Here is a 22,065-nt window from a genome sequence, read left to right on the forward strand (position 1 = left end):
CGCTCAGCGTCGAACACCGCACTCGAGATAGGTAGCTCAACTCATGGCACGACGTCCTTCGTGGGAGACCGAGGAACTCACCGCGCTGCGCGACATGGCGCGCGCGTTCTGCGAGAAGGAGCTCGCTCCGAACACCGAACGCTTCATCGAGCAGCACCACGTCGACCGCGATCTGTGGCTCAAAGCGGGCGAGGTGGGCCTGCTCTGCATGTCGATCCCGGAGGAGTACGGGGGCGGCGGCGGCACCTTCGCCCACGAGGCGGTCCTGATCGAGGAGCAGGCGCGGGCCGTCGACTCGTCATGGGGCCAGAGCCTGCACAACGGGATCGTCGCGCACTACCTGCTCGCGTACGGCTCCGAGGAGCAGAAGCAGCACTGGTTGCCGAAGATGGCCTCGGGAGAGGTGGTCGGTGCGATCGCCATGACCGAGCCGGGAACGGGATCGGACCTGCAGAACGTCAAGACCAAGGCGATCAAGGACGGTGACGATTACGTCATCGACGGTTCCAAGACCTTCATCACCAACGGCGGCCAGGCCGATCTGGTGATCGTCGTCGCCAAGACCGACACCAACGAGGGCGCCAAGGGCATCTCGCTGATCCTGGTCGAGACCGACCGCGAGGGCTTCAGCCGCGGCCGGATCCTCGACAAGGTCGGCATGCGCGGCCAGGACACGGCCGAGCTGAACTTCTCGGGTGTGCGTGTGCCGCAGTCGAATCTGCTCGGCGACCAGGAGGGGCTGGGCTTCATCCAGCTGATGACGCAGCTTCCGCAGGAGCGCCTGATCATCGGTGTCGCGTCCGTCGCGGGAATGGAGGTCGCCCTGGAGAAGACGCTCGAGTACACCAAGGAGCGCACCGCCTTCGGCCGTCCGATCTACGGTTTCCAGAACACCAAGTTCAAGCTCGCCGAGGTCGCGACCGAAGCACACGTCGCCCGGGTGTTCATCGACGACTGCATCGAGCAGCACCTGCGCGGAGAACTCGACATCCCGACCGTGGCGATGTCGAAGTGGTGGACCACCGAGAAGGCCATGCAGGTCGCCGACACCTGCCTGCAGCTCTTCGGCGGCTACGGCTACATGAACGAGTACCCGATCGCCCGCATGTGGGCCGACAACCGCGTCCAGATGATCTACGGCGGCACCAACGAGATCATGAAGGAGATCATCTCGCGCGCACTGTAGTGCCCGTCCCGGCCGGCGGCGGATTGGTGAAGGCGGCGAGGAACTCGATGAGCATCTTCGCCGTCACCGGTCGGGGGAGGAGGTCGATGGCGGCGATCACGGCGCCGATGTCGAGCGCCTCCTCCGACCGCGCCGGGTCGGAGTGCGGGTCGATCCCCGCTCCGATCAGCACGGCCTCGGTGGCCGCCGAGTCCAGCCCGACGGCGTCCTCGACCGTGACGGCTCCCGACTCGAACGCCGCGGCCAGCTCGCGGAGCGGGCCCGGTGCGTCGATCGGCGGAAGTGCACGAGCCGCGGTCGCGGCGTCGACCATCGCGGCCGACAGCTCGGCCGCCACCGTCCGGGTCACCGGAGTGATCGTCAGGTGGGTGCTCGCGGCGAGTTCGGAGCCGTCGGACTGCCGGTAGCGGGGCTGCGCCTGCAGGGTGAATCCACGCGCGTGGACCTCGTCGGCCCACCGGTGGGGGTCGATCGGCCGCGCCGACGCGTGGTCGGCGGCCACCGCGAAGACCGGACCGAAGGGGTCGCCGACCACCCGGAGCCCGTCGATGGCGCAGACCTGCTCGAGGAGCACCGTGCGCGCGGCGGCGATGTCGCCGACGAGTCCGGCGAACCCCTCGGGGCCGAGGAACTGGGTGATCGCCCACGCTGCGGCGGTGCCGGTGGCCGATCGCGACCCGAGCAGCGTCGGGTTGACCACCGGATAGCCCGGCCAGTCCGCGGTGGCGAAGTAGCCGGCGCGGTGCCGATCCCGATCGGTGTGCAACAGGATGGACGCGCCCTTCGGGGCGTAGCCGTATTTGTGGAAGTCGGCGGACAGGCTGGTGACACCGGGCACGGACAGGTCCCACGGATCGGACGGTTCGGGCCACCAGGCGAGTGCGAAGCCGCCGAGACAGGCATCCACGTGCAGCGGCAGCCCGCGTTCGAGCGCCAGCTCGCCGAACTCGGCGATCGGGTCCATCGTTCCGGTCGGATAGTTCGGAGCGGACGCGACCAGCAGGAAGGTCTCGTCGTCGACGTGCGCGGCGACGTCGGCGGCGGACGGTCGAGTGGAGTCGGGATCCACCGGAACTCGTCGTAGATCGACGCCGAGCAGTTCGGCGGCCTTGTCGAAGGCGGCGTGCGCCGTCGACGGCGCGACCACATTTCCGTGCCCGCGCGGGAGCCCGGAGGTCCGGCGGGCCGCGGCGACGGCGAGGAGGCAGCTCTCGGTGCCGCCGGAGGTGACCGTCCCGACGGCGTCGGGGGAGCCGAACGCGCTCCGGGAGAACTCGATCAGATCGCGTTCCATCGCGGCGACCGATCCGAAGACCGTGGGATCGAGTCCGTTCACCGGACGGACGAGCTCGGCTGCGTCCGCGGCCAGCCGGTCGAGGACGCCCAGCCCGCTGTCGTACACGTAGGAGAGGATCCGGCCGCCGTGGGTCGGCGCGTCGGATTCGCGCAGTCGGCGCAGTCTGGCCAGTACCTCGTCCGGGTCGCGGCTCGTCACGGGTGTCTCCTCTCGTAGCGGGTCAGCAGCACCAGACTCAGCGTCACCAGGACTGCGGGCAGCACCGAGAATCCCGCGGTGATGCCGATGATCGCGCTGCGCGGCTGATCGGCGACCGTGTCGGCCGTCGACGAGACGAACCCGGTGGCCGCGAGCACCAGCAGGTACAGACCCGGTCCCACGGCCATGCCCAGCGTTTCGCCCGCGGTCCAGAGGCCGGACAGGGCGCCGCCCTGCTCGCGGCCGGTGCGCGCGGAGTATTCGTCGATCACGTCGGGAAGCATCGCGAGCGGAAAGGTCTGCATGCCGGCGTAGCCGACGCCGGTGATCGCCAGGACTCCGAAGACCCACGCCCCCGGCGCCGCGATCGCGAAAGCGAGGATCACGTCCGCGAGCAGGAACAACGCCGACGCCGCGTACAGACCGCGCAGCTTCCCGAAACGTCGTCCCACACGGACCCACAGCGGCATCACCAGCAGCGCCGGTGCCACGAGCGCGACGAACAGCGGGGTCAGCGCGGCGGAGCTGTCGAGGACGTAGGTCGCCAGATACTGCGCTCCGGCGAGCATCACCGCGCTCGCGAGCGCCTGAATCACGAAGACCGACAACAGGACCCGATAGTGGTGATGATCGCGGACGGCCCGGAACGCCGCGGCTCCGCCCACCGCGTGCGTCGCGGTCCGCGCCCGGATCGGCGCCCGACGGCCCGCGGCGCCGGCGACCGCTGTCGAGACGGCCATGCCTCCCGCGATCACGGCCACGGACACCGCAGCCATCACCGCGTAACCGGCGGCGCCGCCCCCGAGCGCATCGCGGACCGCGGGAGCGCCCGCGCCGATCAACAGGATCGCCAGCGCGAGAACCGCGATCCGCGCCGAGATCAGACGTGTGCGCGCGTGATAGTCGGGCGTCAGATCGGTGGGCAGCGCGATGTACGGGACCTGAAAGCAGGCGTAGGCCACGGCAGCGGTGGTGAAGAAGACGAGCACCCACAGTGCGGCCACCGCGGGCGGCGCGGCCGTCGGTGCGGCGAAGGTGAGGATGAACGTCGGCACGATCGCGAGGGTGCCGATCCACATCAACCGCGTGCGGGATCCGGTGGCGGCGAACGCGGTGTCGTTGCGAGCGCCGATCAGCGGGTTCACCAGGACGTCGACGATCTTGGGGATCACCACGATCGCCGAGGCGAGCAGGGCGCCGACCGCGAGAGTGTCCGTGAGGTAGTACGCCAGCACCAGTCCGGGCAGCACGCCGAAGCCACCGGTTCCCAGACTGCCGGCCGCGAAGCCCGCGGTGACCCGGCGTGACACCGGCGGCGCGGAGGTCGAAACACTCACACGATCGAGTAGATCAGACGATCAAGACCGGCGGGAGTGTTTGGTGCCGGCTCGACCGGAATACCGAACGGCATCGAATACCGCCCCGGACCGATCCGCGATCGGCGACAATTCAGTTCCCGCCGGAACTCAGCCGTGTCCGGGGGCAGATCGTCGGACGAGGAGATTCGGTGAGCGCGATCGTACTGGCGCAGGTGCGGACCGGAGTGGAGCAGGAGATCCTCGACGAGTGGGCGGCGAAGCATCATCCGGGTGTCGGCGTGGTCAGGCTCGAGGACGTCGACGTGGCCGCTCTCGATCCGGACACCACCCTGATTCCGGCGCGCGTGGTGTGGTTGCCGCCGGTGCGTCGCGGTGAACGCAAGGTCGCGTTGGCCGACGCGATCGTGCTCTCGAATCCGCGGCGCCCACCGGCCTTCCGGCAGGCGGCCATCCGCAGGCACGGACCGGATCGGGTCCGCGTGGTGCAGGGCGTCCCCGCCACAGTGGCCGAACTCGGCGCTCGCTACGACGAGCGGCAGGCCGAGGGGACGTCGTTCGCAGGCTTCGTCGGCATGCAGGCCGCGATCTCGGCCGAGCGCGCGGAACTCGAACTCGTCGGAACCCGGTACAAGGTGCCGCGACTGGTGGCCGAGCAGATCAGCTCGTCGGCCAGATTCCAGGCCGCGGCCGCCGAACTCGCGGCCGAACTCGGGCGGTCCGCCGCATCCGTGGCGCAGGAGGCCACCGACAAGATGAGCGCCTTCGTCGCAACCCAGAGCAGACTGGTCCGCGACGTCTTCACCTCCACTTTCAGCGGACTTTACGAGCGCGCATGGTCGGTGTCGGCGGATCTGGACACCCTCGGACGTCTGCGCTCGGTCAACAAGTCGAGTTCGCTGGTGTTCCTGCCCTCGCACCGGTCGTACGTCGACTCGCTGATCCTGGCCAGTGTGCTGCATCAGCACGACTTTCCGCCGAACCTCGTGCTCGGGGGTGAGAACCTGGCGTTCTGGCCGATGGGACCGATCGCCCGCCGCGCGGGCACCGTGTTCATCCGGCGCAAGTTCGGCGCCGACCCGGTCTACAAGCTGGCGATGCGCTCGTACCTCTCCTTCATCGTCGAGAAGCGCTTCAATCTGGAGTGGTACATCGAGGGCGGCCGAAGCCGGACCGGCAAGCTGCGGCCGCCGATGCTCGGTCTGCTCGCCTACGTCGCGGACGCTGTGGAGGCGCTCGACGCCGCGGACGTGGTGGTGGTGCCGACCTCGATCGTCTACGACCAGCTTCCGGAGATCGCCGCCATGGCGAAGGAGTCGGCCGGGGGCACCAAGAGTCCCGAGGACCTCAAGTGGCTGCTCAAGTACGCTCGCGCCCAGCGGACGTATCGCGGCGAGGCCCGCGTCCGGTTCGGTGAACCGTTCTCGCTCCGCGAAGCGCTGGCCGAGGCGGGGACCGGGCGGGCACGCCTGGAGAAGGTCGCGTTCAAGGTCATGGACGAGATCAACGCCGCGACTCCGATCTCGGCGACGTCTCTGGCCGGGTTCGCATTGCTCGGCGCCGCGGACCGGGCGTACACGGCGCGGGAGATCGAGGTGATTCTGGCGCCGTTGCTGACCTACATCGACACCCGCGGCCTGCCCGGCCCCGACCCGTCGCTGTGCCGCGGGCTCGGGCTGCTCACCACGCTCCGCGAACTCACCGACGCCGGTGTCCTCGAGACCTTCGACGGCGGCCCGGAGCAGGTGTGGTCCATCGCCCCCGACAATCATGCGGTCGCCGCCTACTACCGCAACGGCGCGCTGCACCACTTCGTCGGCCGGGCGATCGTCGAACTGGGGATGCTCGCCGTGTCGGCGGGCGACGTGGTGGAGGGAGGCCCGGCGCCCGACGCGCAGGCCGGCGCCGACGAGGGGCTGCTCGCTCCCGCGCAGCAGGAGGTGCTCCGCATCCGCGATCTGCTCAAGTTCGAGTTCTTCTTCCCCGCCAAGCAGGAGTTCCTCCATCGGCTCGGAGCCGAGATGGATCTGCTCGCTCCCGGTTGGCGGACCGACCGGCGGACCAAGGAATGGGTGCATGCGGCGCTGCTGGCGAGCGCGGGGCAACTGTTCGCCCGCCGCACGCTGCAGACCTTCTTCGACGCGCAGCTGGTGGTGGCGACCCGGCTGGTCGCCCTCGGATCCGAGGAACTCGACAAGGAGGAGGTGTTGACCGAGTGTCTGGGCCTGGGCCGCCAGTTGTCGTTGCAGGGCGTGGTGCACAGCAAGGACTCGGTGTCCCGGGAACTGTACGACGGCGCGTACCGGCTGGCCGACAACCGTGGCGCGGTGCACGGTGATTCGGCGAGCGAGGTGGCCTCCCGCCGCAGAGCCTGGCTCGACGAGGTGGAGGAGATGCGGTGCAGGCTCGCCCGGATCGCCGAGATCGAAGCGGCGCAGGCCGCAGCGCGGGAGGCGGACGCATGAGTGCGCTGGCGGAGCGGCTGCGGGCGATCCGGTCCGCGCCCGAGGGCGGGCGGGTCTGTGCCTTCTTCGACTACGACGGCACGCTGATCGAGGGGTTCTCGGCCACGGCGATCCTGCGGGCGCGTCTGCGCAGCCTCGAGTTCACGCCCGGCGAACTCCTCGACGGACTGATGATCGCCCTGCGCGGCTGCTCGTCGGAGCAGGACTTCGCCGAGGTGCTCGAAGCCACGCGGCCGGCGTTCGCGGGCAAGACCTACGCCGAGTTGCTGGCGATGGGCGAGCGGCTGTTCAAAGAGGACACGGCGTCCAAGCTGCGGCCGCAGATGTGGCAGATCATTCGCGCGCACCGGTCCAAGGGACACCGCATCGTGATCGCGTCCTCGGCCACGCGCTTTCAGATCGAGCCCATCGCCCGGCAGATCGATGCCGACGACGCGCTCGCGACCGACGTCGAGGTGATCGATGGGATCGCGACCGGCAAGATCCTCGGCAGACCTCTGTGGGGCCCCGGCAAGGCCGCCGCGGTGCGGCGCCTGGCCGCCGAGCACGATCTGGACCTGGCGTCGTCGTTCGCCTACAGCGACGGAAACGAGGATGTGCCCTATCTGGAGGCGGTAGGACATCCGGCGGCGGTGTCGCCCCAGCGGGGGCTGCGGGCGGTCGCCGAATCGCGTGGCTGGCCGATCCTGGAACTGCGGAATCCGTCGCACAACAGGCTCGGCATGCTCGCCCGCACCAGTGCCTTCTACGGCTCGTTTCTCGGCGGCGCCGCCGTCGGATTCGCCAGGGGAGTGCTCAGCGACGACGGCACGCAGGTGATGCAGAAGGCTGTCTCGTCGGGGATCGACACCGGTTTCGCACTCGCCGGGGTCCGGGTGGACGTCCTCGACGGAGGCGGCTATCTGCAGTCGGCTCGACCGTGCGTCTTCGTGTTCAACCACCAGTCCAAGCTCGATCTCCCGGTGATGATCCATCTCATCCGCGGCCAGGCCACGGGGGTGGCGAAGAAGGAGATCCGCGACCTGCCGCTGTTCGGCAGAATCCTGGAGGTCGGGGGTGTGGCGTTCATCGACCGCGCCGACGCCGGCCGGGCGATCGAACAGTTGGAACCGGTGGTCCGGAAGGTGGTCGACGAGGGGTTCTCGCTCGTCGTGGCCCCGGAGGGGACGAGGTCGGCGACGCCGCGGATCGGTGAGTTCAAGAAGGGACCGTTCCACATCGCCATGCAGGCCGGCGTGCCGGTGGTGCCGGTGGTCTTGCGCAACGCGGGCGAGCTGATGTGGCGCGGAGCGCAGTTGATCAAACCCGGCACGGTCGAGGTCCGAGTGCTGCCGCCGGTGGACACCTCCTCGTGGGTGCCCGAGAAGGTCGGCGAGTACGCGAGCCAGGTGCGACAGCAGTTCCTGGACGCGCTGGCCGACTGGCCGGTCACCGCGTTCGACGACGGCCGGATGACCAGGACGATGGGAGTCTTCGAGTGGCAGGAGTCCGAAGGTGACGAGTGATTCCGGCGCACCGCGCGAGCCGGTGGTGGACCGGCCTCTTGCATGGGGCACCGAACCGGAGATGAGTGCGGTCGACACGGTCATGTGGCGCGGCGACGCCGACCGCCGGTTGCGGTCGACGATCTCGATGCTCGAGGTCTACGACTGTGAACCGGATTGGGATCGGCTCGTGGCGGCGCACGACTGGGGAAGCCGGATGGCGCCGCGGTTCCGTCAGCGAGTGATCGAATCGCCGCTGCGCACCGGCACCCCGAGTTGGGAGGTGGACCCCGACTTCGACTTGCACTACCACCTGCGGCGCGTCCGGGTGGCCGGCGACGGATCGATGCGCGAGGTCCTCACCCTCTGCGAACAGCTCGCGATGACACCGCTCGACTCGGCTCGACCGCCGTGGGAGGGCTACCTCATCGACGGGCTGGCCTACGGCAAGACCGCGTACTTCTTCAAGGCGCATCATGCTCTCACCGACGGACTCGGTGCGATTCTCGTTCTCGCGCAGCTGCATTCCACCAGCCGCGAGCCGATACCGGGCAAGCCGCAGCCGCCCGCCCCCGCACCCGGGGATCTGTCGTCTCTCGACGTGCTGAGCCGCCAGATCGGGGAGGAGATCCGCCGGCTGCCGAAACTGGCCGGACTCGCCGTCGCCGGAGTCCGGGCGATCGGTGATCCCAAGCGGACCCTGCGCCGCGTGCTTCGGTACGGCCGATCGGTTCCGAGAGTCGCCGGAATGATCAGTCCGCCCGGATCACCGCTGCTGGCCGCTCGCAGCCTCTCGTGGCGGTTCAGTGCGTTCGAGGTGGACTTCGCCGCGCTGCGCGCCGTGAGTTCGGCGACCGGCGCGTCGATCAACGACGTCTACCTCGGCGGCCTGATCGGCGGCTTCCGGCGGTACCACGAGAGCATGGGGACGGTGGTCGACACGATTCCCGTCGCGATCCCCATCTCGGTCCGTGAACCCGGCGATCCCGATGGCGGAAACCGGATCGCCGTCGGGCGGCTCGCGGGACCGATCGGGATCGACGACCCGTTCGAGCGTGTGCTGACCATCCGGGAGCAGGTCCGCGCGGCGCGCGCCGAGCCCGCGGTCGACATCCTCAACACCATCGGGCCGGTGGCGGCTTGGCTGCCCGGCCCGCTGCTGGCGCAGTTCAGCGGCACCACGTCGCAGAACGATCTGCAGGCCAGCAATGTGCCGGGGATTCCGTGGGAGACGTTCGTCGCCGGCGCCCGTGTGGAGCGGATGTTCCCCTTCGGCCCGCTGCCCGGCTGCGCGGTGATGGCCACGATGATCACGCACAACGGCACGGCGTGCCTCGGCCTGAACTTCGACGCCGCCGCCGTCACCGAGCCGGAATTATTCGCCGAGTGCCTCGTCGACGGCTTCAACGAGGTGCTGGACCTGGGCGATGACCCGGGTGACCGCCTGAAGCGGGTGGTGTAGGCGGTTAGGCCAGATCCACCGAGGCTCCATTCGAGAACATCGAATCGTGCAGTTCCACGGCTGCGGGAACAGCGCCCTTCGGCATATCGAATACGAGCTTGACGTCGACTGCGTTGCCCGGGTTGATGTTGTCCCAGACGGTGATGTCCGACCCGCCGAGCGCGATCTGCGCTGTCGTGTCGGGCTCGAATGTCCGGTCTTCGGAGTCGGTCAGCTTCTGGGCGGTCGGAGAGAAGGACTGGGGCTTCTTCCCGATGTTCTTCACTGTGACCGACAGGATGACGAACTGCCCTTGAGCCTGCTCGGTGAGGTAGGGATTGTCACCCACAGAGGGCACGCCCTTCTCGACACCGGTGACAGTGAACTCGAACTTGCCATCCCGGACGGGAGTGTTGAGCCCCGCATCCTTCGACTTCTTGTCAGACTTCTCGTTCGTTTCATCGTCTGGGACAGCGGTCGCTGTGTCGGCTCGCTGGGAAACGGTCGCCGCGCTCTTCGCAGTCTTGTCAGTGGACTTGTCGTCATCGCCGCCGCTCATCGCCGCCGCGATGATCACCACTACGACGACGATGCCGACGATCCATGGCCACTTCTTGCGCTGCTTGGCCGGCGGCACGGGCGGTTGCATCCCTGGGCCGACGGGTGGATGGCCATACTGTGGATGGCCATACTGCGGGTAGGGGCCATTCGGTGGAAGGGGTGGCTGATTGGTCATCGTGCTCCTGAATGTGCGTGTGCGCAATGCGCGGAAACCGTACGAATCTTAGGAGTCGGCAATGTCTTGTTCGGGGATATCAGCGAGCCCGGTGGACGATTAGACCGATCAGCCGACAAGCGTTTGGAAGTTCGCTGTGCCACAACGCACTTCGCCGGCGAGGTGGTGCCTCGCCGGCGAAGTCGTTTTCCGTTGTCTGACCAGGTGATGGGATCAGACGTCTCCGCGGCGCAGCATCCGGCCGCGGGGGTTCTCGAAGTCGACTTTCTGACCGCGAAGCCAGGTGCCCGTGACGACGCCGGCCAGGGCGCGGCCGTCGTACGGACTGATCGGGTTCTTGTGATGCAGGTTGCGGACGTCGACCACCTGCGCCGAATCGGGCTCGAAGATCGCGAAGTCGGCGTCGCAGCCGAGGGCGATGCGGCCCTTGTTGGTCAGCCCGGCCAGAGCCGCGGGCTTGGCCGACATCCATTCCATCACCTGCGGCAGGCCGATGCCGCGGCGCTTGGCCTCGGTCCAGATCAGCGACAGTCCCAGTTGCAGTGATGCGACGCCGCCCCAGGCGACGCCGAAGTCGCCGCCCTCGACGTCTTTGAGGTCGACCGTCGACGGCGAGTGGTCGGACACGATGCAGTCGATGGTGCCGTCGAGCAGCCCCTGCCAGAGCAGTTCTCGGTTCGACGCCTCGCGGATCGGCGGACAGCATTTGTACGCGGTGGCGCCGTTGGGGATCTCCTCGGCGAGCAGCGTCAGGTAGTGCGGACACGTCTCGACGGTGAGCTTGACGCCGTCGCGGCGCGCCGAGGCGATCATCGGCAGTGCGTCCGAGGACGACAGGTGCAGGATGTGCGCGCGGGCGCCGGTCCAGCGGGCGCGCTCGATCACCTCGGCGACCGCCACGTTCTCTGCGCCGCGCGGGCGGGAGGCCAGGAAGTTCGCATACTGGTTGCCCTCCGCGGTGGGCGCGTGGTCGATCGCCCGCGAGTCCTCGGCGTGAACGATCATCAGGGAGTCGTACTTCGCCAGCTCCGCCATATCCGCTTCCATCTCGTCGGCGGTGAGATGCGGGAACTCGTCGACGCCGGAGTGCAGCAGGAAGCACTTGAAGCCGAAGACGCCCTCGTCGTGCAGCCCGCGGAGGTCGCCCTCGTTGCCGGGAATGGCGCCGCCCCAGAAGCCGACGTCGATGTAGGTCTTGCCCGCGGCTGCCCGCCGCTTGATGTTGAGCGCCTCGACCGTGACGGTGGACGGAATCGAGTTCAGCGGCATGTCGATCAGCGTGGTGACGCCGCCCGCGGCCGCCGCCTTGGTGGCGGACTCGAAGCCCTCCCATTCGGTGCGACCCGGCTCGTTCACGTGCACGTGGGTGTCGACCAGCCCCGGAATCATCACTTGATTCGACGCGAGTTCGATGACCTCGGCACCCTGCAGGCCGCTGCCGAGCGGCTCGATCGCGGTGACGCGGCCGTCGCGGATGCCGATCTCGCGGGCCACGATCCCCGCCGTCGTCAACATCTGCTCGCCGCGCAGGACCAGATCGAACGCGGTCGCGGGCTCGGCGGACACTGACTGCGCCGTCTCGTTGCTCTCCGGGCTGGTACTCATGTGCGGCTGCTCCTCCACGTGGTCGCCGGACAGATCTGTCGAGGAGAGAATACCGCAGAGTAATTCCTCATGGTGGAATCACATCGTCGTTTTTTGGAACGGTGCCCAGCGGGCGTGCGACGTGCTCGGGGGTTGACATCTGACCGAGCGGTAGGCGTAAATATTCAAAACCACGGAATCTTAATTCCACACAGTGGAATCAGCGGTTGGCGGCAAGGTCCTCCGCGACGAGTGAAAGTCCTGCCATGAGCACCGAATCATCCGGAGTGATCGAGGACGCCGGCCCCGCCTGCCGCACTGAGTCCGCGGTGTCGTTCGACGACGTCGCCGTGCGGACCGAGCAGGGACTGCCGGAATGCGTGAGTCCCGCCCTCTACAACGCCGATCTGGCTCCGACCAAGCGGGCCGGACGACGATGGAGCGCGTACAACATCTTCACGCTGTGGGCCAACGACGTGCACAGCCTCGGCAACTACGCGTTCGCGATCGGCCTGTTCGCGCTCGGCCTGGGCGGATGGCAGATCCTGCTGGCCCTCGGCCTCGGCGGACTGTTCCTGTTCCTGCTCCTGAATCTCTCGGGATTCATGGGCGAGAAGACCGGCGTCCCGTTCCCGGTGATGAGCCGGATCTCGTTCGGCATCCGTGGTGCGCAGATCCCCGCCCTCATCCGCGGCGCCGTCGCCATCGCCTGGTTCGGCATCCAGACCTTCCTCGCGTCGGTGGTGCTGCGCATCCTGATCGTCGCGCTGATCCCGTCGGCCCAGAACCTCGATGCGAACAGTTTCCTCGGACTCTCCACCCTCGGCTGGATCTCGTTCGTCTCGCTGTGGGTGATCCAGCTGGTGATCGTCAGCTACGGCATGGAGATGATTCGCCGGTACGAGGCCTTCGCCGGACCCGTCATTCTCATCACCATGATCGCGCTGGCCGTCTGGATGCTCGGCCAGGCCGACTGGGCCATCGCGTGGACGACGCCGGACTCGCTCACCGGCGGTGAGATGTGGGCCAAGATCGTCGGCGGCGCCAGCCTCTGGGTGGCGATCTACGGCACGTTCGTCCTCAACTTCTGCGACTTCACCCGCAACGCGAAGTCGAAGGGCTCCATCGTGCGGGGCAACTTCTTCGGCATTCCGCTGAACATGCTGCTCTTCGGCGGCATCGTCATCACCCTCGCCGGCGCGCAGTTCCGGATCGACGGCCGGGTCATCGAATCGCCGGCCGACATCGTCCAGGCCGTGCCGAACACGTTCCTGCTGGTGCTCGCCTGCCTCGCGCTGCTGATCCTGACGGTCGCGGTCAACATGATGGCGAACTTCGTCGCACCGATCTACGCGCTGAGCAATCTGTTCCCCAAGACGCTGAACTTTCAGCGCGCGGCGCTGGTCTCCGCGGTCATCGGTCTGGTGATCCTGCCGTGGAACCTCTACAACTCGCCCGCGGTCATCAATTACTTCCTCGGCGGACTCGGTGCCCTGCTCGGCCCGCTGTTCGGCATCGTGATGGCCGACTACTGGCTGGTCCGGCGATCGCGGGTCAATGTTCCCGAGTTGTTCACGGAGGACCCCGACGGCGCCTACCACTACCGGGGCGGCGTCAACCCCCGCGCGGTGATCGCACTGATCCCGACGGCGGCGTTCGCTCTCGTCCTGGCTTTCGTGCCGGCCTTCGAAGTGGTCTCGGAGTACTCGTGGTTCATCGGGGCCGCCGTCGGTGCGATCCTCTATCTGCTCGTCGCCGATCGCAAGGGACCGTTCGCCGACGTCTCCGGCGAGGCCATCGCCGTCGCCAGCACGCACTGACGTCCGGCACGCCCCATTCCCGTCCATTCCCCCGAAGGAGCGAATCCGTGCGGATCCTCGTCGCCAACGTCAACACCACGCAGTCCATGACCGACGCGATCGCGGAGTCGGCCCGGGCCGTCGCCGCGCCCGGGACCGAGATCGTCGGCGTCACTCCGCGCTTCGGCGCGGACTCCTGCGAGGGCAACTTCGAGTCGTACCTCGCCGCTATCGCCGTCATGGATGCGATCACGTCCTATCCCGAGCCCTTCGACGCCGTCGTCCAGGCCGGCTACGGCGAACACGGCCGAGAGGGACTCCAGGAATTGCTCGACGTGCCCGTCGTCGACATCACCGAGGCGGCCGCCTCGACGGCCATGTACCTCGGTCACAAGTACTCGGTCGTCACGACGCTCGACCGCACCGTTCCGCTGATCGAGGACCGACTGCGCCTCGCCGGTCTCGCGACGCGCTGCGCGTCGGTGCGGGCGTCCGGCCTCGGCGTCCTCGAATTGGAGTCCGACCCGGAGCGTGCCGTGGAGGCGATCGTCGCGCAGGCGCGCGAAGCGGTCGAGCGCGATCACGCCGAGGTGATCTGCCTCGGCTGCGGCGGAATGGCCGAGCTCGAGGAGAAGGTCAGGGCCGCGACCGGCGTTCCCATCGTCGACGGCGTGCGTTCGGCGGTCACCGTCGCCGAGGGGCTCGTTCGCATGGGGCTGTCGACCTCCAAGGTGCGCACGTACGCACCGCCGCGTGAGAAGAAGGTCGTGGGCTGGCCGTTCCAGATCTGATCCGCCGACCACCGAAGCATGGAACCGCCCGGCACGCGGTGGGGGAGCACGCGTACCGGGCGGAGTGCGGGGAGACGATCTGCCTGAAGTCAGAGCAGGATCTGGCGGTTGACGTCCTTGTAGAGCAGATACCGGAAGTTCGACGGCCCACCGGCGTAGCAGGCCTGCGGGCAGAACGCGCGCAGGGAGAGGTAGTCGCCCTCCTGCACCTCCACCCAGTCGCCGTTGAGGTGGTAGACGGCCTTGCCTTCCAGCATCAGGAGTCCGTGCTCCATGACGTGCGTCTCGGCGAAGGGGATGGTGGCGCCGGGCTCGAAGGTCACGACGTTGACATGCATGTCGTAGGCGAGGTCCTGCGGATCGAGCATGCGGGTGGTGCGCCATTTGCCGTCGGTGCCGGGCATCGCGGACGGTTCGATGTCCCGCTCGTTCCCGAAGCGGACCGACGGCGCATGGCCGTCGACGGGCTGATAACGCTTGCGGATCCAGACGAAGGTCGCGTCGGCGTCTGCGTCGTTGCGTGCCGACCACGCCGTGCCCGCGGGGAGGTAGGCGAACCCGCCCTCGGTGAGCGTCTGCGCATGTCCGTCGGCGACCACCGACAGCGCGCCGGAGGTGACGAACAGGAAACCCTCCACCTCGGGCTGCGGCTCGGGCCGGTCGGCGCCTCCACCGGGCTGGACCTCCATGATGGCCTGGAAGAACGTGGTGGAACCGCCGGCGACCGGCCGATTCAGGATCCAGCCGCGCGTGCGGGTCCACTCGGGGAAGACCGACGTGACGATGTCGGAGAGGACACCGCGGGGGATCACCGTGTACGCCTCGGTGACCACGGCCCGATCCGTGAGCAGCGCGGTCTGCGGCGGCAGGCCGCCGCGGGGAGTGTAGTACGACGCTTTCTGCGGTGGGGTCACGACGTCTCCTCTGTGGGGTGTGAGTTCGGTTCAGGCGAGCGGAGTGGTGATGCGACCGAGGGCGACGGCCCGGACCGTCTCCATCGGGAGGTCGGTGGCGGCTTCCACATCGTCGGCGGGGAGTGCGCCGCAGACGGCGCCGCGGTCGATGAAACCGGCGAGTGCGCGGGCCGTGGCCGGCTCGTCGAGAATCCCGGAGTCGATGCGGTGCATGTAGTTCCGCAGACGCGCGGCGGCGGGAGCGAAGCCGTCGCGGTAGAAGGCGTAGGTGGCCAGGAAACGGGTCACGAGCTGGTTCGGGTGCAGATCCCACCCCTGGTAGATGCCGCGCTCCAGGTGGCGGCGGACGAGTCGGGCGTGCAGCCGCCAGGCCGCCGCCCGCTCCCGGTCGTCGCCGACGGGCAGGACGTTGGTGGAACCGTCGGACAGGTGAACGCCGGTGCCCGCGACGGCCAGCTGCATGACGTTCTTGGCGTGGTCGGCCGCCGGGTGCTCCATCGATTGGTACGCCGCCGCGATGCCGAGCGACGCCGAGTAGTCGTAGGTGCCGTAGTGCAGTGAGCTGACCCGTCCGTCGCCCGCATGGATCAGCCTCGCCACCGGAGCCGTGCCGTCGGGGCCCAGGACGGCCTGCGGCGTCTCCACCTGGACCTCGAACCGGATGCGCCGGGACGGGAGGCCGTGCGCCTGTTCCAGCGCTGCCGCGACCTGGACCATCGCCTCCACCTGGTCCACCGAGGTGACCTTCGGAAGCGTGAGGGTGAGGCCGTCGGGCAGCGGCCCTCCGGCCGCTAAGGCGCCGATGAAGGCGTCGAGCGTGCGCAGCCCGCGGCGCCGGACGGGAGCCTCGAAGCATTTGAAGCGGATGCCGATGAACGGCGGGAGCGCGTCGGAGTCGATCGCGGAGCGCACCGCTGCGGCGGCGGATGCGACGTCGGCGTCCTCGGCGGCGTCACCGCGGTCGCCGTATCCGTCCTCGAAGTCGAGACGGAGGTCCTCGATGGGTTCGGACCTCAGTTTGGCCGCGACGAGATCGGCGAGCCGTTCCGGCGTGGACTCGGGCGCGGCGCCGAGTCCGATCATCGCCGCGACCGCGTCGAGGCCGCCGGCCGCGCGCGCGGCGTCCAGTGCGGCGGCGCCCCACTGTCGCGGGAGTTCGGGTGTGTAGCGGTCGGCGGGAACGTACACGGTGTGGACCGGCTGGCGTCGACCGTCGTCGCCGGGGTAGCGGCGTGCCAGGTCCTCGTCCGCCTCCGACAATCGGCTGTCGACGTCGGCCAGAAACGAGTCGCTGAGATAGCCGCTGGTCATTCACCCTCCCGGTCGGTCGAATGCGGAATTACAATTCCGCATCGTGGAGTCTAGTGTGAATTGTGCGCTTCACACAAGCGGACACGGATTGTGGAGACGCTTTATGTTCCGCATGGTGGAAGATAGAGTTCTGGTGTCCCAGACCTGAGGAGCGAGACGGTGGCCGCAGCGGCAAGCGAGGGCAAGACGGGCGGCGTGCAGTCCGTCGAGCGCGCATTCGAATTGATGGAGTTGATCGGCCGAGCCGGCGGCGAGTGCTCGCTCAGCCACCTCTCCGGCGAGTCGCCGCTGCCTCCGCCGACCATCCACCGGCTGCTTCGCACGCTCGTCGGCATCGGATACGTCCGGCAGCTGCCGAACAAACGGTACGCGCTCGGACCTCGACTGATCCGCTTGGGCGAGGTCGCCAACCGGCAGCTCGGCGCGGTCGCGGATCCGGTGCTGGAGGCGCTGGTGGCCGAGCTGTCGGAGACCGCGAGCCTCGCGGTCCTCGACGGAGACATGGTCATCTACACCGCGCAGGTGCCGTCGCCGCACACCATGCGCACCAACAACGAGGTCGGACGACGGGTCAACCTGCACAATTCCGGGGTCGGCAAGGCGATCCTGGCAGAGCTCGACGACGCCCGGATCCTCAAGCTCGTGTCGCAGGCGGGCATGCCCGCGACGACGAAATACAGCGTCACCTCCCTCTCCGGCGTCTTCGCGGAGGTGGAACGGGTGCGCTCGAACGGCTACTCGGTGGACGAACAGGAGCAGGAACTCGGCGTCCGCTGCGTCGCGATGGCGGTTCCCGGGGCGCCGACCCCGATGGCCGTCGGGATCTCCGGTCCGACGTCGCGGATGGACGATGAACTGCAGGAGCGGGCGATCCTCGCGCTCCGGCGGGCCACCGGCGTGATCTCGGAGGCGTTGATCGGCGCCAGGGAGGCCTGAGCGACGCGACCGGCCGCGGTCAGCCCGGCCAGTACATACTGTCCGGAGTCGCCCGTGCGCCGAAGATCGCCTGGCCCACCCGGACACAGGTGGAGCCCTCTTCGACGGCGAGCTCGTAATCGCCCGACATGCCCATCGAGAGTCCGCCGTCGCCGAGGAGGTCCGGGTCGGCGTCGCGGGTCCGGTCGCGGAGGTCGCGCAGCAGCCGGAAGCACGAGCGCACCCGATCGGTGTCGTCGGAGAAGACCGCGAGCGACATCAGTCCGCGAACGCGCAGGGCGGAGTAGTTCGGCAGCTGCCTGAGCAGCGCAGGCAGCTCGTCGGGCGCGAGCCCGTACTTGCTGTCCTCGCCCGAGGTGTTCACCTGCACGTACACGTCGAGGCCGCGGCCCGCGGCCTGCAGTCTGCGGTCGAGCGCCTCGGCCACGCGGAGGCTGTCGAGCGCCTGGAACTCGTCGGCGAAAGCGGCCACGTCCTTGGCCTTGTTGGTCTGCAGGTGCCCGATCACCGACCAGGAGACGTCGAGGTCGGCGAGGGCGCCGTGCTTTCGCTTGGCCTCCTGCACCTTGTTCTCGCCGAGGCGACGACAGCCGGCGGCGACCGCGTTGACGATCCGCTCCTCGGGCACCGTCTTCGACACCGGAAGGAGCTGCACCTGAGCCGGATCACGTCCGGCCCGACGCGCGGCGGCGTCGATCCGTGCCTGCACGGCGGCGATGTTGCGCCGGAAGTCCTCGACGGCGACGGCGGTGGTGTACTGACGGCTCTGCTCGGCGGATTCGGTCATGCCACCGATTATCCCGGGCCGGCACGCCACAGCGCGCCGGGCCTGCGCCAGGTGTCAGATCTCCACCATCCGGTGCTCGCGAGCCGGGCGCCGCTGGCCGCGGATCGCGATCAGTTCGCGGGCGTGTCGGTCGAGGGCGACGTCGCCGGGAAGCCTCGGCGTCCACGTCGGTGCCGGCGCGGCGTCACCGTCCGCGTCGAGCGCTGCCAGCACCGTCAGACCGTGGGCCGCGAGGCGGCGCGTCTGCCGCCCGTCGCGCGGCCAGTGGGCGTGGACGTGCACCGAGACATGCATGGTCTGGCGGCCGGTGTGGATCAGACGCGCGCTGACCTCGACCACCTGTCCGATGCGGATCGGCTCGTAGAAGCGGACGCCGCCCATGTAGACGGTCACCGCTTCGCCGCCGCACCACCGCACCCCGCAGAGGTACGCGGCGTCGTCGATCCAGCCCATCACCCGGCCGCCGTGGGTGTTGCCGCCCCAGTTGACGTCGGTGGGGGCGGCGAGGAAACGGGTGGAGGCCTCGGGTGCGGTCGACGGCGCGCCGTAGTCGGCCCCGGCCATCGCCGCGGTGATCCGATTGCGGACCTCGGTGCGTTCGGCGGCGTACGCGGCGCGGTCGAGGTCGTCGGGCAGGACGGGCCGCCATTGACGGACCGGTGTCGGCGTGCCGTCGTCGTCGACGGCGACGAACACCAGGATGCAGCGACTCGCCTCGGTGAACTCGCCGAGCCGCGGATCGGCCGAGGCCACCCGGCATTCGATGTGCATGCTCGATCGGCCGGTGAGGATGAGCGTGGCCGTCACCTCGACGATGTCGCCGGAATCGATGTCCCGCCCGAAGCTGATGTTCCCGACGTACGCGGTCACGCTGTAGCCGCCGGACCAGGCCGCCGCGCACGCGTAGGCCGCCTTGTCGACCCATTCGAGGATCCGACCGCCGCGGACACCGCCGCCGAGGGTCGCGACATCGGTCGGGGCCGCCATGAAACGCAGGGTGATCTGCCGGTCGCTGAGGTGCATCGCCTTCTCCTGTTCGTGGATTCGGCAATGCTGGACCACGTGCCGAACGCACCGGCGAGCGGGGTGCCGATGCGAGAACTCCGTGATCCGCGGGTAACGCGGGCGACATCGGCCGGTAGCCCTCAGACGCGCTGGATGATCGCTGCGAGCCCCTGACCTCCGCCGATGCACATGGTGGCCAGACCGTACAGGGCGTCGCGGCGGCGCAGCTCGCGGGCGAGCGTGCCGAGCATCCGGGTCCCGGTGGCGCCGACGGGATGCCCCAGCGAGATGCCCGAACCGTGGACGTTGATCCGAGCGGCATCGTCGGCTCCCAGACCCAGCTCGCGAGTGCAGGCGAGAGCCTGGGCGGCGAAGGCCTCGTTCAGTTCGATCAGATCCATATCGGCGAGGGACAGACCCGCGCGGGCGAGGGCGGCGCCGGTCGCGGGAACCGGTCCGATGCCCATGTAGGCCGGGTCCACTCCGGCGACGGACCACGAGACCAGGCGTGCGATCGGCTCGAGACCCAGCTCCTGCGCCCGCTCGGGGTGCGTCACCAGACAGACCGCCGCCGCGTCGTTCTGCCCGCTGGCATTGCCCGCGGTGACCGTCGCGTCGGGGTCGGAGGCGGCCAGGATGGGCCGGAGCCGCCCGAGGGTCTCCATCGTCGTATCGGCACGGGGATGTTCGTCGGAGTCGACGACGATGTCGCCCTCCTTCGAGGGAACCGTGACGGGCACGATCTCCTCGGCGAACACGCCGGACCGCTGTGCCTCCACCGCTCGCCGATGCGATTCGACGGCGAGGGCGTCCTGGTCGGTGCGGGAGATCCCGTACCGCTCGCGGAGATTCTCAGCGGTCTCGAGCATGCCGCCGGGGACCGGGTGATGGCGCCCGCCCGCGGTCACACGCCCGCGCGCCAAGCCGTCGTGCAGCATCACACCAGGCCCGCGCACGCCCCAGCGCATGTCGGTGCTGTAGAAGGGGACGTTGCTCATCGACTCGGTTCCGCCGGCGACGGCCAGGCCGCACGCGCCGGTGGCCACCTGCATGGCGGCCATGATCACCGAGTACAGACCGGAACCGCAGCGGCGGTCCACCTGCGCGCCGGGCACCGTCACGGGCAGTCCGGCGTCGAGTGCGACCACGCGTCCGATGGCGGGGGCCTCGCTGGTGGGGTACACGTTGCCGAGCACCACGTCGTCGACGGCTTCCGGGTCCAGACCCGTGCGCTCGATCAATGCGCGGAGCGCGATCTCGCCCAGCCGGGCCGCCGACAGCGATCTGAGCGCACCGCCGTACCTGCCGATCGGAGTGCGGACGGGTTCACAGATGACGACATCACGCATATCGGCCAGCCTGTCACGCGGTCGCCTTGACAGAACGCCGAACTCCCCAAAAGATCGGGGTTCCGGCGAAGGAGTGCAGTGATGAACGACGTCAGGGTGGAGCGCGACGGCGACGTGACGGTGGTGATCATGGCCCGGCCGGAACGGCACAACGCGGTCGACGCCGGCATGGCGCGCGAACTCGCCGCCGCCTTCCGCGAATTCGAGGCCTCCGAGGCCCGGGTGGCGGTGCTGGCGGGCGACGGTCCGTCGTTCTGCGCCGGTGCCGATCTCAAGGCCGTCGGCACCGAGCGCACCAATGTGCTGACGCCGGACGGAGACGGCCCGATGGGACCGACCAGGATGGACCTCGACAAGCCGGTCGTCGCCGCGATCAACGGGCACGCGGTGGCCGGCGGGCTGGAACTGGCACTGTGGTGCGATCTGCGGGTCGCCGACGAGGACGCCACGTTCGGCGTGTTCTGCCGCCGGTGGGGCGTACCGCTGATCGACGGCGGAACGGTCCGCCTGCCGCGCCTGATCGGACACAGCCGTGCGATGGACCTCATCCTGACCGGCCGTCCCGTCGACGCCGCGGAGGCGCTGACGTTCGGTCTGGTGAACCGCGTGGTCCCGGCGGGCACCGCACGGGAGGCGGCGGTCGCGCTCGCCCACGACATCGCGCGCATGCCCGCCACCTGCATGCGCGGCGACCGTCGCTCGGCCCGCGCACAGTGGGCGGACTCCGAGGAGGCCGCGCTGCGCCGGGAGTTCGCGATCGGCATGACCTCGCTGCGTGCCGACGGTGTCGGCGGCGCGCAGCGTTTCGCGGCGGGCAGGGGACGCGGCGGGTCGTTCGACGACATCTGACCCGGACACCCTGAGTCGGGCATCCGGCACTCCCGCGCCGGGCCGCGTCGCAGTAGGGTCTCAGACATGGGTGACGCTACGACTCCGGAGACCTTCGCAGCGCCGAGGCTCCGGGCACTGGAACGGGCCGATCTGCAGTTCGTCCACGGCCTTTTCAACGATCCCGAGGTGATGCGCTACTGGTTCGAGCCGGCGCACGTGACCATCACCGACCTCGAGGAGACATTCGCCCGGCAGCAGCGGTGCGGAGACCGTGAGCGCCGCTTCATCGTCGACGCCGCCGGACGCCGGGTGGGGCTGGTCGAGTTGGTGTACATCGACCAGGTGCACCGCAACTGCGAATTCCAGATCATCATCGCGCCCGGCGAGCAGGGACGCGGATACGCCGGCGCGGCGACGCGCGCGGCGCTCGACTTCGCATTCCGCTCGCTCAACCTGCACAAGGTGTACCTGCTGGTGGACACCGAGAACGCCGCGGCCATCCACGTGTACGAGAAGGCGGGGTTCGTCGTCGAGGGGGTGCTGCGCCGAGAGTTCTTCGCCGACGGCGCCTACCGGGACGCCACGCGGATGGGCATCTTCCAAGACGACTACCTGGCCGCCGCGAGGAGTTGAGA

The 22,065-nt window shown here is 69.0% G+C and carries 18 protein-coding genes; 9 read left to right on the forward strand and 9 right to left on the reverse strand.

The annotated features are described in order from the left end of the window. Positions 1 to 43: 43 nt before the first annotated feature. Entirely contained in the window at positions 44 to 1,186 is a 1,143-nt protein-coding gene (locus GSI01S_RS10575) for an acyl-CoA dehydrogenase family protein (RefSeq protein ID WP_006896546.1), read from the forward strand. Here the strand turns inward: GSI01S_RS10575 and GSI01S_RS10580 are convergent. Both GSI01S_RS10580 and GSI01S_RS10585 read right to left on the reverse strand, forming a co-directional pair. Continuing rightward, entirely contained in the window at positions 1,167 to 2,681 is a 1,515-nt protein-coding gene (locus GSI01S_RS10580; RefSeq protein WP_006896547.1) for a pyridoxal phosphate-dependent decarboxylase family protein, read from the reverse strand. The genes GSI01S_RS10575 and GSI01S_RS10580 overlap by 20 nt on opposite strands. Beyond that, on the reverse strand, positions 2,678 to 4,018 hold the full coding sequence (locus GSI01S_RS10585; RefSeq protein WP_006896548.1) for an MFS transporter: 1,341 nt from the start codon (positions 4,016 to 4,018) through the stop codon (positions 2,678 to 2,680). The genes GSI01S_RS10580 and GSI01S_RS10585 overlap by 4 nt, the downstream gene beginning before the upstream one ends. A gap of 170 nt (positions 4,019 to 4,188) precedes the next feature. On the opposite strand from GSI01S_RS10585, the gene GSI01S_RS10590 reads away from it, so the two are divergent. The 3 genes from GSI01S_RS10590 to GSI01S_RS10600 are packed head-to-tail and all read left to right on the forward strand — an operon-like array spanning position 4,189 to position 9,408. Next, positions 4,189 to 6,462 (forward strand): glycerol-3-phosphate 1-O-acyltransferase, encoded by a 2,274-nt coding sequence (locus GSI01S_RS10590; RefSeq protein ID WP_006896549.1) that lies wholly within the window; start codon positions 4,189 to 4,191, stop codon positions 6,460 to 6,462. Continuing rightward, the gene (locus GSI01S_RS10595) at positions 6,459 to 7,967 is read left to right on the forward strand and encodes an HAD-IB family hydrolase (RefSeq protein WP_006896550.1); all 1,509 of its coding nucleotides are present in this window, start codon (positions 6,459 to 6,461) and stop codon (positions 7,965 to 7,967) included. Before GSI01S_RS10590 ends, GSI01S_RS10595 begins: the two co-directional genes overlap by 4 nt. After that, a complete protein-coding gene (locus tag GSI01S_RS10600) occupies positions 7,957 to 9,408 on the forward strand; it encodes a wax ester/triacylglycerol synthase domain-containing protein (protein WP_006896551.1) in 1,452 nt (483 codons plus the stop codon). Before GSI01S_RS10595 ends, GSI01S_RS10600 begins: the two co-directional genes overlap by 11 nt. 4 nt (positions 9,409 to 9,412) lie before the next feature. Here the strand turns inward: GSI01S_RS10600 and GSI01S_RS10605 are convergent, their stop codons facing one another. Both GSI01S_RS10605 and allB read right to left on the reverse strand, forming a co-directional pair. Beyond that, positions 9,413 to 10,123, reverse strand: coding sequence for a DUF4352 domain-containing protein (locus tag GSI01S_RS10605; RefSeq protein ID WP_006896552.1), 711 nt, complete (start codon positions 10,121 to 10,123; stop codon positions 9,413 to 9,415). Between the two features lie 213 nt (positions 10,124 to 10,336). Beyond that, on the reverse strand, positions 10,337 to 11,638 hold the full coding sequence (gene allB, locus GSI01S_RS10610) for an allantoinase AllB (protein ID WP_500778510.1): 1,302 nt from the start codon (positions 11,636 to 11,638) through the stop codon (positions 10,337 to 10,339). A gap of 335 nt (positions 11,639 to 11,973) precedes the next feature. On the opposite strand from allB, the gene GSI01S_RS10615 reads away from it, so the two are divergent. Both GSI01S_RS10615 and GSI01S_RS10620 read left to right on the forward strand, forming a co-directional pair. After that, the gene (locus GSI01S_RS10615) at positions 11,974 to 13,527 is read left to right on the forward strand and encodes an NCS1 family nucleobase:cation symporter-1 (protein WP_006896554.1); all 1,554 of its coding nucleotides are present in this window, start codon (positions 11,974 to 11,976) and stop codon (positions 13,525 to 13,527) included. A 47-nt stretch (positions 13,528 to 13,574) separates the two neighbouring features. Further along, on the forward strand, positions 13,575 to 14,297 hold the full coding sequence (locus GSI01S_RS10620) for an aspartate/glutamate racemase family protein (RefSeq protein WP_006896555.1): 723 nt from the start codon (positions 13,575 to 13,577) through the stop codon (positions 14,295 to 14,297). 89 nt (positions 14,298 to 14,386) lie between these two features. On the opposite strand, the gene GSI01S_RS10625 is transcribed toward GSI01S_RS10620, so the two are convergent. Together GSI01S_RS10625 and GSI01S_RS10630 are read right to left on the reverse strand one after the other, a co-directional pair. Next, complete coding sequence (locus tag GSI01S_RS10625; RefSeq protein ID WP_006896556.1) at positions 14,387 to 15,211, reverse strand: bifunctional allantoicase/(S)-ureidoglycine aminohydrolase; 825 nt, start codon at positions 15,209 to 15,211, stop codon at positions 14,387 to 14,389. Positions 15,212 to 15,241: 30 nt separating this feature from the next. Next, positions 15,242 to 16,522 carry a DUF6986 family protein gene (locus GSI01S_RS10630; RefSeq protein WP_006896557.1) on the reverse strand — a complete coding sequence of 427 codons (1,281 nt, stop codon included), beginning with the start codon at positions 16,520 to 16,522 and terminating at the stop codon, positions 15,242 to 15,244. 159 nt (positions 16,523 to 16,681) lie between these two features. Between GSI01S_RS10630 and GSI01S_RS10635 the strand changes: the two genes are divergently transcribed. Continuing rightward, a complete protein-coding gene (locus GSI01S_RS10635; RefSeq protein WP_006896558.1) occupies positions 16,682 to 17,458 on the forward strand; it encodes an IclR family transcriptional regulator in 777 nt (258 codons plus the stop codon). Between the two features lie 19 nt (positions 17,459 to 17,477). On the opposite strand, the gene GSI01S_RS10640 is transcribed toward GSI01S_RS10635, so the two are convergent. From GSI01S_RS10640 to GSI01S_RS10650, 3 genes are all read right to left on the reverse strand, one after another. Then, the gene (locus GSI01S_RS10640; protein ID WP_006896559.1) at positions 17,478 to 18,245 is read right to left on the reverse strand and encodes a YggS family pyridoxal phosphate-dependent enzyme; all 768 of its coding nucleotides are present in this window, start codon (positions 18,243 to 18,245) and stop codon (positions 17,478 to 17,480) included. Positions 18,246 to 18,299: 54 nt separating this feature from the next. Then, positions 18,300 to 19,268: an acyl-CoA thioesterase gene (locus GSI01S_RS10645; RefSeq protein ID WP_006896560.1), complete on the reverse strand. Its 969-nt coding sequence runs from the start codon at positions 19,266 to 19,268 to the stop codon at positions 18,300 to 18,302. Positions 19,269 to 19,390: 122 nt separating this feature from the next. Beyond that, complete coding sequence (locus GSI01S_RS10650; protein ID WP_006896561.1) at positions 19,391 to 20,599, reverse strand: acetyl-CoA C-acetyltransferase; 1,209 nt, start codon at positions 20,597 to 20,599, stop codon at positions 19,391 to 19,393. Positions 20,600 to 20,680: 81 nt separating this feature from the next. Between GSI01S_RS10650 and GSI01S_RS10655 the strand changes: the two genes are divergently transcribed. Both GSI01S_RS10655 and GSI01S_RS10660 read left to right on the forward strand, forming a co-directional pair. Continuing rightward, a complete protein-coding gene (locus GSI01S_RS10655) occupies positions 20,681 to 21,448 on the forward strand; it encodes a crotonase/enoyl-CoA hydratase family protein (protein WP_006896562.1) in 768 nt (255 codons plus the stop codon). A gap of 66 nt (positions 21,449 to 21,514) precedes the next feature. Continuing rightward, a complete protein-coding gene (locus GSI01S_RS10660; RefSeq protein ID WP_006896563.1) occupies positions 21,515 to 22,063 on the forward strand; it encodes a GNAT family N-acetyltransferase in 549 nt (182 codons plus the stop codon). The last annotated feature ends 2 nt before the right edge of the window (positions 22,064 to 22,065 follow it).

The sequence above is a fragment of the Gordonia sihwensis NBRC 108236 genome (genome assembly GCF_000333035.1).
Lineage (GTDB): Bacteria > Actinomycetota > Actinomycetes > Mycobacteriales > Mycobacteriaceae > Gordonia > Gordonia sihwensis.

Coding starts and splice junctions, on each gene's coding strand:
- allB (WP_500778510.1), bottom strand. CDS start 11,638: ATGTTGACGACGGCGGGGATCGTGGCCCGCGAGATCGGCATCCGCGAC.
- GSI01S_RS10630 (WP_006896557.1), bottom strand. CDS start 16,522: ATGACCAGCGGCTATCTCAGCGACTCGTTTCTGGCCGACGTCGACAGC.
- GSI01S_RS10660 (WP_006896563.1), top strand. CDS start 21,515: ATGGGTGACGCTACGACTCCGGAGACCTTCGCAGCGCCGAGGCTCCGG.
- GSI01S_RS10575 (WP_006896546.1), top strand. CDS start 44: ATGGCACGACGTCCTTCGTGGGAGACCGAGGAACTCACCGCGCTGCGC.
- GSI01S_RS10605 (WP_006896552.1), bottom strand. CDS start 10,123: ATGACCAATCAGCCACCCCTTCCACCGAATGGCCCCTACCCGCAGTAT.
- GSI01S_RS10640 (WP_006896559.1), bottom strand. CDS start 18,245: ATGACCGAATCCGCCGAGCAGAGCCGTCAGTACACCACCGCCGTCGCC.
- GSI01S_RS10650 (WP_006896561.1), bottom strand. CDS start 20,599: ATGCGTGATGTCGTCATCTGTGAACCCGTCCGCACTCCGATCGGCAGG.
- GSI01S_RS10655 (WP_006896562.1), top strand. CDS start 20,681: ATGAACGACGTCAGGGTGGAGCGCGACGGCGACGTGACGGTGGTGATC.
- GSI01S_RS10595 (WP_006896550.1), top strand. CDS start 6,459: ATGAGTGCGCTGGCGGAGCGGCTGCGGGCGATCCGGTCCGCGCCCGAG.
- GSI01S_RS10615 (WP_006896554.1), top strand. CDS start 11,974: ATGAGCACCGAATCATCCGGAGTGATCGAGGACGCCGGCCCCGCCTGC.
- GSI01S_RS10645 (WP_006896560.1), bottom strand. CDS start 19,268: ATGCACCTCAGCGACCGGCAGATCACCCTGCGTTTCATGGCGGCCCCG.